At 43.7% G+C, this 16,710-nt stretch carries 11 protein-coding genes; 5 read left to right on the forward strand and 6 right to left on the reverse strand.

All coding sequences use genetic code 11. From position 1 onward, the window contains the following. Positions 1-5: 5 nt before the first annotated feature. Complete coding sequence (locus tag CLV31_RS03460) at positions 6-1,310, reverse strand: DUF418 domain-containing protein (RefSeq protein WP_245943311.1); 1,305 nt, start codon at positions 1,308-1,310, stop codon at positions 6-8. A gap of 341 nt (positions 1,311-1,651) precedes the next feature. On the opposite strand from CLV31_RS03460, the gene CLV31_RS03465 reads away from it, so the two are divergent. Next, positions 1,652-3,283, forward strand: coding sequence for a M28 family peptidase (locus CLV31_RS03465; RefSeq protein ID WP_111391480.1), 1,632 nt, complete (start codon positions 1,652-1,654; stop codon positions 3,281-3,283). 63 nt (positions 3,284-3,346) lie between these two features. Here the strand turns inward: CLV31_RS03465 and CLV31_RS03470 are convergent, their stop codons facing one another. Together CLV31_RS03470 and CLV31_RS03475 are read right to left on the reverse strand one after the other, a co-directional pair. Further along, on the reverse strand, positions 3,347-4,414 hold the full coding sequence (locus CLV31_RS03470) for a DUF3500 domain-containing protein (protein WP_111391481.1): 1,068 nt from the start codon (positions 4,412-4,414) through the stop codon (positions 3,347-3,349). Between the two features lie 6 nt (positions 4,415-4,420). After that, the gene (locus tag CLV31_RS03475; RefSeq protein ID WP_111391482.1) at positions 4,421-5,182 is read right to left on the reverse strand and encodes a hypothetical protein; all 762 of its coding nucleotides are present in this window, start codon (positions 5,180-5,182) and stop codon (positions 4,421-4,423) included. Positions 5,183-6,150: 968 nt separating this feature from the next. Between CLV31_RS03475 and CLV31_RS03485 the strand changes: the two genes are divergently transcribed. The 4 genes from CLV31_RS03485 to CLV31_RS03500 all read left to right on the forward strand — a co-directional run bounded on the left by CLV31_RS03485 (position 6,151) and on the right by CLV31_RS03500 (position 12,425). Further along, positions 6,151-7,353, forward strand: coding sequence for an FIST signal transduction protein (locus tag CLV31_RS03485; protein WP_111391484.1), 1,203 nt, complete (start codon positions 6,151-6,153; stop codon positions 7,351-7,353). Between the two features lie 5 nt (positions 7,354-7,358). After that, positions 7,359-8,681, forward strand: a complete 1,323-nt coding sequence (locus tag CLV31_RS03490; RefSeq protein WP_111391485.1) for an adenylate/guanylate cyclase domain-containing protein — start codon at positions 7,359-7,361, stop codon at positions 8,679-8,681. An 80-nt stretch (positions 8,682-8,761) separates the two neighbouring features. Then, the gene (locus CLV31_RS03495; protein WP_111391486.1) at positions 8,762-10,924 is read left to right on the forward strand and encodes a hypothetical protein; all 2,163 of its coding nucleotides are present in this window, start codon (positions 8,762-8,764) and stop codon (positions 10,922-10,924) included. A 19-nt stretch (positions 10,925-10,943) separates the two neighbouring features. Beyond that, entirely contained in the window at positions 10,944-12,425 is a 1,482-nt protein-coding gene (locus CLV31_RS03500) for a hypothetical protein (protein WP_146250857.1), read from the forward strand. Between the two features lie 295 nt (positions 12,426-12,720). Here the strand turns inward: CLV31_RS03500 and CLV31_RS03505 are convergent, their stop codons facing one another. The 3 genes from CLV31_RS03505 to CLV31_RS03515 form a co-directional block, all read right to left on the reverse strand. Then, complete coding sequence (locus tag CLV31_RS03505; RefSeq protein WP_111391488.1) at positions 12,721-13,599, reverse strand: cation diffusion facilitator family transporter; 879 nt, start codon at positions 13,597-13,599, stop codon at positions 12,721-12,723. Positions 13,600-13,609: 10 nt separating this feature from the next. Next, entirely contained in the window at positions 13,610-15,133 is a 1,524-nt protein-coding gene (locus CLV31_RS03510; protein WP_220084313.1) for an amidase, read from the reverse strand. Between the two features lie 63 nt (positions 15,134-15,196). After that, the gene (locus CLV31_RS03515; RefSeq protein ID WP_111391489.1) at positions 15,197-16,708 is read right to left on the reverse strand and encodes a DUF7017 domain-containing protein; all 1,512 of its coding nucleotides are present in this window, start codon (positions 16,706-16,708) and stop codon (positions 15,197-15,199) included. Positions 16,709-16,710 lie beyond the last annotated feature (2 nt).

Raw genomic sequence — 16,710 nt, forward strand, 5'->3', positions numbered from 1 at the left:
AATGATTAGGATCTGATCCGTTTGAAGGGATGAATTTTTTGATAGCTGAGGTTTCTCCAAAGCCATTCCAAGGGGCCAAACTGGAAGTATTTCAGCCAAATCGGACTGATGATTAATTGGAACATCCAGATAGAAAAAACCACATAGAGCAGTTCAAAGCGCTGAAGTTTTCCGAATAGTCCCCAGCCCAATCCGGTAAAAATGAACATGCATATCAACGAATGCATAAAATAGTTGGTCAGTGCCATCTGCCCGATGGCAGCGATTTTTCTCATTAACCATCCTATCGGCTTGGATTGAGCAAAGAGCATAATCGAGCCGACATGTCCCATGGCAACAGCGACTCTGCCTAAATCATAGGTTATCCCCGCATAGTAAAAAGACAGGTAGGAAAAATTTTCACTGAGGATGTGCTTTACTTCATGATAATTCACCGTAAAACCAATTCCATAACCCACTCCAACCATGAGAAGGTATACTTTGGGATCTGCCTTCGCTGAAAGAATTCCGAGCTTAAACAGGGCAATTCCAATCAGCATCATACTCAAGATGTCCCATGCATTGTACCTATAAAAGAAATAGGATTCAAACTGCATATTGATCGGAGCCAGGAGGCCCAAAACACTGAAATATCCCTGATTGTGGGTTTTTACAAATTCTGAGATGGATTCAGGAGCTCTTTTTTCCAAATAGGCAGACCATTCCTTGTCTGAACCTTTGAGTGAGTCAGGTACGGGAAGATTATCGGTTTTTAAAATTTCTATTTCCCGGACATCATTTACCAGATTTTTGGCATGACGATAATCGAAATAATTCCATGTGGTGCCAATCAACAAGAGAATGAAGGCGAAGGCAAGTAATTTTTTGGGTGGGAGTTTTCGAAAAGAATACACCAAAAACCCCATAATGGCATAATCGAAGAGGATTTCCCCAGGCCATAAAAAAAGATATCCATGAATAATTCCAAAAAGAAGCAACCACATTAATCTTCTGAAATAGATATCCGCTGCTTTTATCCCAGCACCTTTGGCCTCTAGCCTTTCCAGAAAAATGAACATTCCCACACCAAAAAGAAGAGAAAAAAGAGCCCGCATAGTACCTTCAAAAAACATACTGGTCACTACCCAAGTCACTTTGTTCAACCCTGTAAATCCACCCATTATGGTGGGGTCCATGTAGGCTTCATATAGACCAAAGCCGTTGATATTCATTATTAAAATCCCGCATAGAACAAATCCCCGCATGATGTCCAAGGAGGCCATGCGTTCTTTTTCAGCAACAGGTTGATAGGTTGTTTCTTTTTCAGCCATGAGAAAGGAATGAAATTGAGAAATGAGTGATCAAACCAGGTAAATACAATTTTCCCAAGTGATAGATTAGGCACAAAAAAACCCCAGCTCACAATTCCAATAGTTGGCTATACTAAGCTACTTCGAATATTAAATAAACCTTGATATTCAGACTTTTAAAGTTTTGCAGATATTACTGAAAGATTTTTCTGACTGCATACTTTTAAGACCCCTATCTATCTTCTTCTTAAAGAAAGGCTAATGATTTTTGATTGGAATTTTGCTGTGGAGGCACGGATCTGGCTTTATATACCTAAAAATGATACTTTGGGCCTCCTATGCAGATGTAACCCATAGTTATTATGAAAAAACTCAGTTTCTTGTTATTGGCGCTGCTTTCCTTTCAGGCGTTGGCCCAAAAAGTCCCGGTCTCTGGTTCGGTAAAAAAAGCCATGGATCAGATAGATACGGTCACCATTAGAAATCATATTGCCTACTTGGCCGATGATAAACTCAAAGGAAGACTTCCCGGGACCGAAGGCTATCAAATAGCCGTGGACTATGTCATCGATCAATACAAAAAAATCGGTGTGCAGCCCGGAGGTGATCCCGGACAATACACCCAAAAGCTTTTCCTCAGAAAAACCATAGTGGATAATGGGTCAGCCAAAGCGGCATTGAAAGACCCCATCGGGAATGTGGATTCGCTGGTGTTTGGAAAAGACTTTATGCCAGTTCCCCATCCATTGTCAGCCAAAGCATCCGGCGAGGGTAAGCTTGTCTTTGTGGGATATGGCGTGGATATCCCCGGACTTTATTCTGACTATGAGGGTGTCGATGTGAAAGGGAAAGTGGTGGTTTTTGTATCCGGTGTACCGGATGGCATTCCTGCTTCGACCTTGGTTTCTCACTTTTCCAGTCCCGGAAATAAAATGAACACGGCATTTGGCAAAGGTGCTGTCGGAACCATCCTAGTGACCATGGGAGCGAATTTCTCCAATTCCAATCCCGTACTACAATCCAATGTGGCTTTGAATCCCCAAAAAAACACGGCCTATGGACGGGGATTTGTCGGGAATCTGGGCTTTGCGCTTAACGGAAGCAAATCTTTCCTGACCGGATTGTTTTTGAATTCGGGCAAAAATCTCAATCAGGTCTTGGCCGATATCAAGGCACGTAAAAACTCCTCTTTTGAGTTTCCTTTCACCTTTTCTGCCAGCTACTCTAATACCCACAGCGAGTTTGAAAGTCACAACGTCATCGGTTTGATTCCGGGTTCGGACCCTAAATTGAAAAATGAATATGTGGTTCATTCTGCTCACCTAGACCACGTAGGAATAGGCAGGCCAGAAAACGGAGATTCTATTTACAATGGCGCACACGACAATGCCTCCGGCGTGGCTTCGTTGCTTGAAATCGCCCGGGTCTATGTCAATGGAAAAGCAAAACCGAAGCGCTCTGTCCTCATCGTAATGGTGACCGCCGAGGAAATGGGCTTGGTGGGTTCGGCCTACTTCGCTGCCAATCCATCTGTCCCCAAATCATCCATCGTGGCCAATGTGAATACGGATATGCCAACCCTGATCGCACCGCTACTTTCGGTGGTTCCCTTGGGTGCGGAGCATTCCAACCTGATGGGAAATGTGAAGTTTGCAGCAGATTATTTGGGATTAGAAGTCGAAAAAGATCCCGAACCCGAGCAAAACCGATTTGTCCGCAGTGATCAATACAGCTTTGTGGTCAGCGGAATTCCGGCTTTACATATCAAGTATGGCAATAAATCCAATATTCCGGGATTTGATCTGGACAAGTTTGTGAAAGAGTGGAGAGCCAAGTACTATCATCGCGCTGCCGACGGGATGGATGGCATTTTCAACTTCACTGCGGCCAAAACCTATGTCCAGTTGAATTTTCTGATCAGCTATTCGATAGCCAATTCACCTGCTAAGCCTCTGTGGAATCCGGGAGATTTATTTGGGGCTGGAATCAATTAATTTTTGGGTAATTAGAAAATGTATAGACCTTCCAGGCTTTTAAAACCCGGAAGGTCTCTTTTTTTAGTGCTTGTGATCCATTCGGTGCTTTTTCAGGATATCCTCTCCAAAGTCATTTCCTTTTTCTCTAAAAATCGAGTGGATATGGTTGGCATTATCCAGGAAACCCACATTGTCATATTCGATCAGAAAGTCCGGCGAATGAATAACATAATAATGTGCCTTCATGGGTTCGTAGCTGCCGATCCAGGCGAAATACACCGAATCCATTCCTCGGGCATGAAGTTTGGCTAGGTATTCTTCGGCTTTCTGATGATCCAGATTGCCAAGGTATTCTTCGATGAGGTAGTGGAGGATTTTTTGTTGGCCATCGTTGAGTTCAGAGCCTTTGATGCCTTTGAATTCTTCCAGCCATTGTGGTCTATCGGGACTGGTGATGATGTCTCCGGGTACCTTTTCGCTGAGAGTAGCTTTGGCTTTTTGAGAATCATCCAGGGCATTGATCAGCCAAAATCCATAGTCCTCTTCCTTGCTAAGTGGCCGTAAGCCTGCATATTGGGTCGCCTCCACTACAGCAGGATCCGAACCCAAAAACAAGGGGGTCATGGTAAATTCATCCCCAGCCACGGTGAGATTGATAGACAAGTGATGTCCTTCAAATTTCAGCCCCCAAGTGTCTTCTGTTTCCGGATTTCCGGCGATAGCCAGGTAGTAGTTTCCGTAATCCCAATTCAATTTTCGGATAAATTCCATACTTCGCTCTGGGACTTTTCCTTCCTGAAACTGAATCTCAAACAGCTCATGGAGGATGTCATCCACCTGCATGATGGCAAAGGTTTTCAGGTAGCCCTGTGAACTGAAGATGGAGCTAAGGACTTTGTGGAAGGCGATTTTGCTGGCTGGAGAAAGATCACCATATCGCAGTCCGGCTCGGGGTGCCAATCCTAGCGGGAGGTTGGTCCATTGAGTTCTGGCGCTGTCCGACAAAGCGATGGTGCCAGCATTCCGTTCTTCTTCACTTAAAGTGGAAAGGAATCCAGTTGTTGATTTTTTCAGCAATTCGGTGGATTGAGTCCAAGAATTGGAGGTGGAGAAAAGGATAATTAAGCACGTAACCAAGAGCGCTTTCATGGATATTTAGTTTAGTATGAAATTGACAAATTGCTCCCAAGCGGGGGTTTTGGTAAGGGTGAAATAACCTATCTGAACGGTGAGGTATAGTCCCAAAGCAATCAGGAGCGGCCAGGATTTTTTGCCTTTTCTTAAGTCCTGAAGCAATAAAATAAGTATGATCAGGTCATTTATTACAAATGCCAAGGTTTCAACCGGAATACCGAAGCCCAGGGTTTCCAGACCAAACCAAAAGAAAAGGGTCCGATCCAGTGTCGGTCCCATAAACGTGAGGGCAGCGGCGATCATAAATCGGGCATGAATGGAGGACTGCTTTCTAAAGGCAATCGCTAACCCATAAAACACTATCAGCCAAAAAATATAGGTAAAGGCAAGTGCATGGTAGGCAGCAATCACTATTCTCCCTTCTGCTTCCGTGTAGGGTGCAATTCCCTGGGCCAAATCACTTTCTAAGGAAGTGATTTGAGTAGCGTAGCCGTTTTTCAAAACCCAATAGGTGACCAAAATCAGAACCGGTACCAGGAAGTAGCTCAACCTGCCTAGACTTCGGTGAAGTCGCACTTGCCTATATCGGATCAAGAGGGGTTGGATAATCATCATGCCCATCCAAATACCCATTAAAATGAAATGGGCATGAATCATTGTCGGACTGAAATCCAGCTTGGTAAAATAAGTGAAGTAAAATCCAGTAAAGACCAGCGGAATAAAAAGCATGAGCCAGTAACCCAGGTTTGGGTAGAGCCGATAGACATTTTCTTTCATCGCCATAATAAAATAGAATAAAGTGAAGGTGATTTCTATGGTGCTAGTTGGCGGTAATCAAAAAAGAATGGGGTGGTAATCGACCGAGAAATTCCAATACTTAGGTAAACATGGATTAAGTTAACCAATTTTGCTGGAAATCAAGATTTTGGGTTCAGCGCCACCAAAAATTAGATTTCAGACTTTTCGCCGTTCTTTCCGGAAAGGAAAAGATAATTCAAGTTTTCATCTACCACCTGGAGTCAGGTTCTATCCGCCTATTTCTCTTCCTCCTAGAATCCAAGATAAATCTCAAAAGCTTGACATTTCGAAGAGCCTGCAGATGGGCCTTTTTCATCCATGTACTTTCCGAAAAAACATCTTGAAGGAAAACGAGTTTGGGGTATGGAGGAATGTTGTGCATGAAGTAGTATTTTGATGAAGTATACGGCGTTAGTATTTTTCATTTGAACCAACCACTGGACGAGTAAAACCGCCTTTAAAGTTTAAAAAAGATCGTAAACCGTCAAACCAAGTAGGGTTAAAGCGGTAGATTAGTGTCAGACCAGGATCGGAGGTCTACACTTCAAAATCAATCTTAAGAAATAATTTATTTGCTTTCAGGGGATGGTGAAGACAGATTTTGTAGACTATTCAATAAGGATATCCGGGACATTGCACGTAGGGATCAAATAGCGGATTTTACTTTATGAAAAATCCCTCTAGCCATAAGAGAAGGGGAATATGTCAAAATCCAGCATCAAAACTTTGAGTCCTTTGGCTACTTGCAGGTTTGAGCATACTTAGACCATTCAAAAAATTTCATCCAAAAAACCAATGGATATTGGGGGAAAAAATGTTAAGCGGATCAAAAGAATTTCTTATTTTTCTAAGAATAATAAAAACCAATAAATAGAATTGTTAGAGAATTCTTTTCATAGTCCAATTTATTATTGAAAAAACCATTTTTCTTTCAAATCATAACTTTAACGTAAATGAAAACTAAAGTAGGGGTTGGCTACAGCAATCAAACGGATTCTTTTGCAGCAGGGAAGGAGGCTACAGCGGCAGCCTTGGAAAACGGGGGCTTGGAAAAAGCAGATTTTGCATTGATTTTTTGTGGAGGCAAACATAATCCAAAAGAATTTTTAGAAGGAGTGAATTCATTGATTCCAACCTGTCAAAAAGCAGGTGGGACATCTTTTGGAATAATTACTGACTCATTTATTGGGTATGACGGGTTTGAAGTGGGGGTGACTCTATTCAGCTCTGAAAAAATCAAATTCACTGTCTTGGCACAGGGAAACTTAAATGAAAATGAATTTGTGGCCGGTGATGAACTCGGGAAAAAGATTGAATCTGCCGGAGTGGAAGATCTTCAGGCACTTTGGGTATTTTATGATTCGAGTAAAAACCAAAGTCCTCCGATGCTTAATTTTGCCACGCCACTGTTTGCAGCCTTGGAACCTCATTTACCCAAGGGTCTTCCTTGTGCGGGAGGGGGATTTTTGGCAGATATGAGGCTCAGTCAATGTTACCAGTTTGTAGATGACAAAATCGTCTCTCAGCATGCCTTGGCCATTTTGATTTCAGGTGAATGTACCATGGAAACCACCATCCTTCATGGATGCCATCCCTGCAGTGATTACCTGACTGTTACCAAGGCCGAAGGTCCTGTTGTATTTGAAATTGACCATCGACCTGCAGTCGATGTCATTCATGAGCTTTTGGGAGGGAGTGAGGTTGTGGACATTAAGGATTTTGCCATGAACGTCACGCTAGGCATAAATAGGGGAGAAAAGTTCGGTGAGTTTAAGGAGAGTGAATTCGCTAACCGGCTTACCCTGGCAGTGGACGAACCCAACAAAGCATTGGTCATGTTTGAGCCGGATCTGGTAGCCGGTTCAGAGGTTCAATTGATGCACCGAAATCTGGAGCCGGATTACCTGAATTCGGTAATCGACGGGGTAAAGGACATTATTCATAAGTTGAACCCTGTTTTTTCACTGTATATTAATTGTGGAGGAAGAGCTCGTCCCTTTTCCGGAGTTAATTTTGAGGATGCTGAATCCGTACAGGACGCAGTGGGATCTGTTCCCTTGGCAGGATTTTATTCCGGAGTGGAAGTGGCCCGGGTAGGGGAGTTTTTGCAGCCCTTAGATTGGACGGGGGTATTGTGTTTCCTAGCTGAAAAATAATCACGATGTCCTCCTTGGAAGAGAAGCTTGTTCAGGCACAAAAAGAGATCGATTATTACAAAGGGAGATTGAAGCAGCTATCCACCTCCTATATGGCGCTTGAGTATAGGACGGCTGATCTTTCAAAGGATGTCCTTCAAATGACTGAGGGACTAAAAGTAATCGCCGAACTTCAGGATGTGGATGCGATGAGCGACGAGGATCAGCTGTTTGACAACCTTGCTGAAAGCATCAACATTCGTCTGAAAATGGATGTGGCAGCCATCCTCCTTCCTGTCAAAGAAAGGAAACTGGAGTTTGAGATGCGTTATCTGAAGGGATTTGGTAGCTACAATACCGAAGGCGTAAGGAAAAAAATCATTAAAGTTCCCGAAGAAGTTTATCAAAGCAAGGAGGCTGTCTTGTTCAATAAGACGGATGAAAAATCGGAGTTTGGAGCATATCTGTCCCAGGAGCTGGAAATTGAAAACCTGTTGTTTTCCCCAATCATCCACAATAAAAATATCTTAGGATACTTTTTTGCCGGTAGGCGAACTCAGCTATTACAAAAAGGAAAGGGAATATTACCCTACCACCTCAATATTATGGATGCGATTGGCGGGGTGATTTCTACTGTTCAAAATCAGTTGGAAAGACAGCTTGTCCTCGAGCAACTGGTCAATGAGCGGACCAAAGAACTTCAAGAGGAAAAAGAGATCAGCGAAAATCTCCTATTGAATATTTTGCCATTTGAAACTACTCAGGAATTAAAAAAGAACGGTAAAGTAAAAGCCAAAGATTATAGCATGGTAACTGTGCTTTTCACAGACTTCATAGACTTTACCAAATATAGCGAAGGCATGTCTCCCAAAGAGCTGGTAGAGCAGATTGACTTTTATTACCGGGAGATGGATCATATTACCATGAAGCATGGCGTAGAGAAAATCAAAACTATAGGGGATAGTTACATGTGTGCGGCGGGATTGCCGGTAGAGCGGGATGATCATGCTGTGGCGGCCGTTCGGGCTGCTTTGGAGATTCGAGATTTTGTAGAACAGACCAAGGAAAGGAAAATGAAGACCGGGGAGCCCTATTTCGAGATTAGAATAGGCCTCAATAGTGGTCCGATAGTAGCGGGTATCGTGGGGATCAAGAAATTTGCTTATGACATCTGGGGCGATACAGTCAATGTGGCGTCAAGGATGGAATCAAGTGGGATTTCCGGGGAAGTTAATATCAGTCAATCCACTTATTTATTAGTCAAAGACCTTTTTCACTGTGAATACAGAGGACAGATACCTGTAAAAAATAAGGGGGATATTGCCATGTACTTGGTAAATCCCAAATAATTTCAATTAACTCCTGGCCACCATTCAGAATTTTAGATGGGAAGCCTCCACTCATTTTTAACCCATTAAATTCATTTGGTATGAGTCAATTCGATTTCCCAAGAATTAATTTTCATGGCAGTGTTTTGCTGGATGTACCCACAGGAAACAACAACAAGTTTGCCCCTTTGATAATTTACGATCAGGTGGACGCTTTGCCATATAACCCTCCAAGAGTATATATCACTGCAGAACAATTGCCAGCGGTCCAACAGCTTGGGTATGCCGTTTCTACGGATGATACCGGGCAGAATTATGTGGCGATTGAGGGCATCTCCAGGGAAAATTACGATCAGTGGGCAACCAGTCTCTTGGGTCGTTCCGGCTTGGATGATTGCTATATTCCGCTTTACAAGGAGATTCCCTTAAAAGGGGATGGGGCCCAGCCTTCGCTCTACGATGGATTGGTACAGCCGGGGTATTGGAATTATTTCGGAGACCTCAGTGTCTTTGCTGAGGATATTCGGATCACCGGGATTCAGGTAGCAGATGGTCAGGGTGGTGTGATTACCTTTACTCACGGAAATTCAGATGGGTGCCCGGCAGGTTTGGCCCAATTGCTCAATCAATCCTTTTCTTTCCATCAGCAATTTTTCGAACCCGGTTCCAGGACTACGGCCATGCTTTGTGACATAGACAGTGTGGGTGACACCTGTACCCAAATGTTTTGTTCTTTGGCAGGGATCTATGGAAATTCTCTAGGACAAGAAAAGACCTATTTCACTGGAGTGCCCTGTAAGTCCACCTTCAATTGGTTGTCTTTTTCCAAAGTGCTCAATTGGAATAACCCACTTCTGTCTCCCATGTCAGGAGGAACCTACTTCAACTCTACCCTTGCGCTAAATTCCGATCAAACCGACCCCTTATTCCAGCAAGACTTAAATCAGGAAGCCGGATTTTCGGTTGATGCGCTTTCTATGAAAATCCTCATCCATCAGGTCTATGAGGTCAGAAATCCCCTTTACGACAAAATGCCTACTGCTCCCTTGGGAAATAATCAGACCTCGGTACCAAAGAATCCAGCTCGGGTGGCATTTTCCGGTTCTTTATGTCCTTTTGTCGAAGGTACAGACATGAAGACGACCAATATTGCCAGAATCCTCAAAAATGGAATTGCAGCAAATCCTACCCTGGACCTGAGCGGAATCGTGACTCCTACGCCAATGGGACAAAACCAAACCCCGCTATCAGTCCCGTCCACGGTTCAGCTTGCTCCGGCGTTTTTAAAGGTAAATTATCAAAAGAAAGTGATCAGCCTGGATGTGTTAAACACAATTTGCGAATATGGTGTAGGACTTGGTGATTACAGCAAATATGGAGGTCCATCCTCTATTCCTCCATTCTTGGGTTTTGAAAATTATGATTTTGGACCACTCTCCCTAAATTTCCTTCCGGACGATCAATCGCCCTCAACCGTAATTGGCACATTTGACCATGCCAAAGATTACAATATGGCTGTATTTTTAGCCCGAGGAGGTGTCATGGACTTCCCCATTCCCCCCGGAATACCGGATTTCTCAAAAGGTAAATTCGAGATTTATCGTAATGGGCAACCTCTTCTGATCGAAGATGATTATTTGATCCAGTCGGACCAGCAAGGATCATATGCTGAGCAAAATCAATCTGCTTCCGATGGATACAAATCTGATGGACCGGGAAGGGGACCAGTCATTTTGAGGTGCTTTTATCGAGGCAATCCAGTGACTGCACCGGTGGCCGGGAAAATCCGAAACGGAGCAACGAATGCTTTGGAGGATTTTAGTTTTTATGATGGGGTAACATTTGAATACGACACCCAAAAAGCGGGGTGCTTTCAATATGTATTAGGAATTAATCCTGCCCAGTATTTTACACCCACCAATAAGGCAGAAGTATTTTATTTGATAGCCAATGGATATACCGTGACCACCCGAGTATTGGCGGCCGCTCCAGAACTCGAGGTTTACCTGAATGGCTCAGTTCCCTTGACCTGGCAGGTACTGTATGAAAACATTTTGTCCAATTATCACAGTGTTTTGCCCATTATGAATGCGATCCTCCCATTCAATGAAGCGGTTTGGAGTGAGCCCTATACTATGCGCAGAATGCTGATGCTGACCGATAGCAAAAACTGGGGAGGATATATGTATATGCCAGTAACCCGGGAATTGTCCAAAAACCAACAGGCCCTGCTTCAAATGTGGGCCAAGCAAAAAATGGGTTAAGATGCCAACTCTCACAAACATGAAAAATTCAACATTGGTCCTATTAGGCTGTTCCATAAGCTTGCTGCTGAATCAATTTTGCTCTTCTCCCAAAGAGAAAAACACTGCGACAATAGAAAAAGATGCCTTGATGGCTTCCCCTTTGGTGAAACGGGTCCAACAGCTCTTTGAGACTGGTGGTGGGGACAGTACCCTACAGGATTTTATTCAGGTCAACTTGGAACCTATAGATCCCGGGTTTAAGATTCCTGCTCTTCAAAGTCCGGTTTTTGCCACCTATGGCAATCAGTGGGTCTTCTTTGGAGGCAGAAAATCAGGGCTGCACAACATGAACAATGATCCGCCCGCTTTTCCTAACCTGCTGGCAAACGATTCTATTTGGGTGGTTGATTTAATCCAGAAAACTGCGGTGGGGGTGCCATTGCCCAAAGCGTATTTTACCTACCTGAGTGGAAGTAGCATGCTCCACTTCCAAGATGGGGAGACGCTGTATGCTTCCGGAGGCTATACCTCTTTGGATAATTCTAAAGTCAGCAACTGGACTTCAGACTCCTTTTTCGAAATCAATATTCCCAATCTCATCCTTTACGTGACTTCCGGAGGCACCAGCCCAAGTTTGGAACAGGTTTTTACCAAGGTGATCAGCGATCCATTTCTGCAGGTCACTGGGGGTGAAATGATGGTTGTAAATGGAAATTTCTATCTCATAGGGGGGCAAAATTATAAAGGCGCATACCTTCCAGGAAATAATGGGGCTTACACTTCTGCTATTCGTAAATTCTCTCTCAAATCAGAGGGGAATGGCTGGATGCTCACCGATACGCTCTCTATAATTGACTCTGTCAAACTTCACCGAAGAGATTATACCCTGGCCAGAGTCATCACCGCTGACACGGATTCTATGGGGGCGGTTATCTATGGCGGGGTTTTTAACAGACAAGGTCTTGGATACCGTGCGCCGGTTTACCTCAATGGTCTCGGATCAGGAAATCCAACCGTCACCATGGATCAAGAGACCTTGCAAAAAGTAAATTTATATTCAGCCGCCCAAATCGATGCTGTTTTAGCTTTTGGTCAATATCGAGTGAGCCGGGTATCTATCTTGGGAGGAATCACTTACATGAGTTATGATTCCAACTCAGGAGGATTGATAGTCCCGGAGATTCCTCTTCCTTTTTCCAATTTGATATCGTCTTATTATACTAATGGACAAGGGGAAACCATCGAAATGGTACAGACTCCGCCAAATCCCATGATGCCAGGCTTTTTGGGTACAAACGCCCTGTTTTTTCCTTTGGAAAACTTGCGGTATGGAGACTCGGACACCATCATTGATTTGAACAAAGTTTTCCCTGATGGTACTCAAGGGCCGGTATTGGTAGGCTATATGTATGGGGGGATTTCTTCTCCCGTGGCCAATCCCATGTCTGGAATGCAGAATTACAATACAAAAGTGAATAATACTCTTTTCGGAGTGTATATGACCTTGGGGTTGGAATAGAGGTCTTCGTGGCGGCCGAAAGGGAAGAAGTATCCAAATAAGCTGGATCACTTAATGTCCCTAATTTACCTGACTTGATCTATAATTGTGGGAGGTGGATAATTTGCTTCTTTTTCAAGAACATACCCATTTTGATCCAGCATATGAAAATAAAGGAGAAGAGGTAAAAACATGCTTTCCTTTATGGTCTGCCGATGCTTACTTTTGGATCGAAATTTTAGGAAATCCTAATGCTTCACATCTTTAATTACTGAATCTTTGTGGTCTTAATATTTTTGGAATGGAGGTAAAAAAATTACTTTTTGATCAGTTCGCAGACTTCATCGGCGCTTTCGGTCTCGATCGTGTAGTGGACAAAAGGGTACTCAGCCAGGAGCTTTCGGATCGAATTTTTCACAGTCAGAATTTCCGCCGAAGAGATTTCTGCACTTAGTTTCACATGCGTGGTAAATACATGATGCTCTCCATCCAGTGACCAAATATGCGTTTGGTGAAGGGAGTCTACACCATTGATTTCCAGGATTTTAGCTTCGATTTCGGCTTTATTCACGTCTTTTGGCTGACCTTGGAGGAAAAGAAAAAGCGTTTCCCGAAGTCGTTTGGCCACATTCCAAAGAATAAAAAGCGTAATCAACAGGGAAAGGACGGGATCGATATAGGGCGACTCCACAAATAGCATGATCACCGCTGCCACCAAAATGGCCGCCCAACCCAACACGTCCTCCAGCAGGTGCCAGGAGATCACCCGTTCATTGAGCGTCTTGCCATGACCTACCTTCCAAGCCGCATAGCCGTTGACGGCTATCCCTAAGAGCGCCAAACCGATCATTCCCTTAGCATCGGAAGTCTCCGGCTCCATAATCCGAAAAATCGCCTCTCGAATGACCCAAATTGATCCCAATATGAGCACTACTGAATTGATCAGCGCGCCCAAGAGGGAAAAGCGCCGGTATCCAAACGAATATCTGGAGTCCGGTTTTTTCTTGGCCAGCTTTTCCAAATACCAAGAAGTCCCCAACGAAAGGCTGTCTCCCAAATCGTGAATGGCATCCGAAAGAATCGCCACACTATTCACCCAAAATCCTCCAACCAACTCCACCAGCGTAAAGGCCAGATTAAGGAAAAAGGCCGTACGCAGGTTTTGCTCGGAGGGATGAGGATGGTGATGGCCCATTTCGTTTCGTTTACTTTTTCAAAACAGTTGGTTTGCGGTGATTAGTCCCCTGTTCATAGGCATAGCTGAGTCGAATGAGCGTAGGCTCGGACCACATCTTTCCCAAAAACTGAAGCCCTGCAGGAAGGCCTTTGGCCGTAAAACCCATCGGAACGGTAAAGGCAGGCTGACCAGTATGCGGAGCAATTACCTGAGAGTTGTCACCTTTGTAATCCTCTTGGAATCGCTCGATCAGTGCCGGAGGATGATTCCAGCTCGGGTAAATCAAGGCATCGAGTTGGAGCGAATCCATCACTTTTTCGATCGCTTCACGAAAGGCAATTCGCTTCAGATCGGTAAAGGGATCTCCGCAATCTTGTTCCATATTTTCCGGAAGTTGGCTTTCGCGAAAACTTTCCAGCCCGCTTCGTGCGTAGTCCGAAGTCGTACCGATTCGGATCACATCTTCGATGGTTTTGATCGTATCCCGTTTCACATAATCAGCCAAAAAACGCTCTAGATCCTGCTTGAAAACCGGACACCACTGATTTCTGCGAAGGGAGTCAAAGTTTTCCACCTCCACCGAATCGATTATTACTGCCCCAAGGGACTTGAGATCTGCGATGGATTGTTCAAAAAGGGCTGAAATCTCAGGATCGGGATTAGCCTCGCTCAGCGTGCGGAAAACGCCGATTCGCGCACCCTTCAAACCGTCTTTCTGAAGGGATTGCAAATAGTCAACTGGAATTTTACCCTGAGAATTTGCAGTAATTGGGTCCTTGGGATCGGTGCCTGCGATCACCTGAAGTACTCTAGCCGCATCCTCGACAGTCCGACACATCGGCCCAACCACGTCATTTCTTAAGTATAGTGGCACGATTCCTTCCCGACTGACCAAGCCTAAAGTCGTCCGAAATCCCACCAAGGCATTGTGTGAAGATGGTCCGCGGATGGAGTTGCCGGTGTCAGTACCCAGTCCGATGGTTCCAAAATTAGCTGCAACTGCCGCCCCTGTACCTCCGCTCGAACCGGCAGGAACGTGATCGAGATGGTAAGGATTTCGAGTAGTTCCCTCCGTTGAACTATCCGAATGCATGGGGCTAAAGGCCCATTCGGCCATATTGGATTTGGCAAGTATGATCGCGCCTGCGTCTTTCAGTTTTTGGATGATAAAAGCGTCCGCCTCGGGATAAAAGTCAGCCAAAGCCAAAGACCCCGCAGTGGTCGGCAGACCGATCGTGTTGATATTGTCTTTGACGATCAGGGGAATCCCGTGCAGCGGTCGAAGCTTCCCGGTTTTGGCGAATTCCTCGTCCAAAGCTTTAGCCTGTGAGAGGGCTTCAGGATGGATAAAAGAAATGGAATTGGTCAGAGAGTCCCAAGCCTTGATTCGGTTGAGATAGGCTTGGGTTAGTTCTTTGGCGGAAAAATCTCCGTTTTGATAGGATTGATGAATTTGGGAAATGGTCAGTTCCTCCAAATGGATGGCGGCTTTTTCTGGCTTTTGGCATGACCAAAGTAAGGCCAGCATCAAGAAAGCTAAGACTCGATTCATCACGGAATATAGCTTTCTTGGTATTATTTTTTTGATAAAGGATATATCAACAATGGTGTCAGATCAATCAAGGCTAAGTATTTTCCAACCCCATTCATTTTTCTTTTTGTTAAAGGTTTGTATTGCACGACCGTTCAAGTGTTGGCCACTTTCTAATTTTCTTTGAATAATTAAATTAGAGTCTATGAAGACATCCTCAACAAATCCGAAATTTTGAGGAGGAATAATCTTTAATATTCCTTCAAAATTCTTTACGGCTTCTGGTAGTGCATTAGAATTGGACTTCTTGGCAGATAATATCTTAAAAAAGCCTTCTTGTCCACCTCCGTTAAATCGAACCTCAATGAAATCGCCGATTTGAGGTTTTTCAAGGTGACCAGAATAGTTGAAAAATCCATACTTCTGTCTATCCTTGACAAAGCTCAGGAGATTTTTGTTTTCGTTTACAAATTCCACGGCAACAAGCTCTTCCGGGACATCTTGGAATAAAATCTCTTCTGCCTTTTTGAAATGGCTGGAATACAGATCTTGGTTGTCTTTTTTCGCATGAATAGACTTGTACCAATCCTGTTCTGTCCATTGGACGATTTGGTTTGGCAACTTCCATTCATGTCTTTCTCGGGTTGCTATAATTTTTTGGATTTCTGTTTTGGCTTCATTAAACAACTTTTTTTCAACCAGAATCCCGGTAAAAATCTGTCTAAGCTTAACCAAATAGTCTTCGGGTGTTTTTAGGCTCAGCGCTTTGCAATAACATGCAAACTGTTTTTCCTTGTCTTCAGAGAAGATTTCCGCCATCAATTCCCAAACCCAAAAGTCGTTTCTCCTTTGTTTTGCGAAAGGTAAAAATGCAGAAAGTACATTCTCTTCATTTCCAGATGCTAAAAGGAGTTTTGCTTTGAAATAAGGTGGATATTGGTAATCTGGATGTTTCTTAATCAAAGCATCCAGCTGTGGCAGAAATGATTTGATCTTCTCCTTGTCAATCACTTTTTGCTGACCAGAGCTGTCTAAAACCCTACCCTCTAAAAGTTTCTTGGAATAGGCAATATGGGCCTGTTCGGCGATTGACATTAACCTTTGTCCCTGAAACTCTTCCTTCAAATAGTCTTCGGACCGTAGGTTGGAAAAATTCCACCAGTCTGCAAATGCTAAGTAGTTAGCCCAATTTTGATAGCCTTTATGAAAGGCCTTGAAAATAAATGAATATGCCTCAGATGGTTTAGAAAAATGAAAGTCTCTGATAATTTCAAACAATGCATTGACCTTTATATAATCAGTATTCTCATTTTTTTGCAAGGCAAAAACAACACTGCCTATCTGCCAAGCGCAGGCATCAAACAATATTTTTTCATCCTGCGGCAAATTTAAATCCCTGATTTTGAGTAAATTTTCTTTGAAAGAGTCATAAGATTCAGGTTGAGCGAATTTTTTCAAATAGTCATAATAAACCCAAGCGATAGCCCGCTTTGCCCAAATGTTGTCTGGTTCAGATTCCAAGCCCTGAGTTGCCAAATGCAAAGCTTCTTCAAGCTTTCCTGCATGTCTTAGTTCTTTGATTTCTTTTGATGCCATAC

This window comes from Algoriphagus aquaeductus, assembly GCF_003253485.1.
Lineage (GTDB): Bacteria > Bacteroidota > Bacteroidia > Cytophagales > Cyclobacteriaceae > Algoriphagus > Algoriphagus aquaeductus.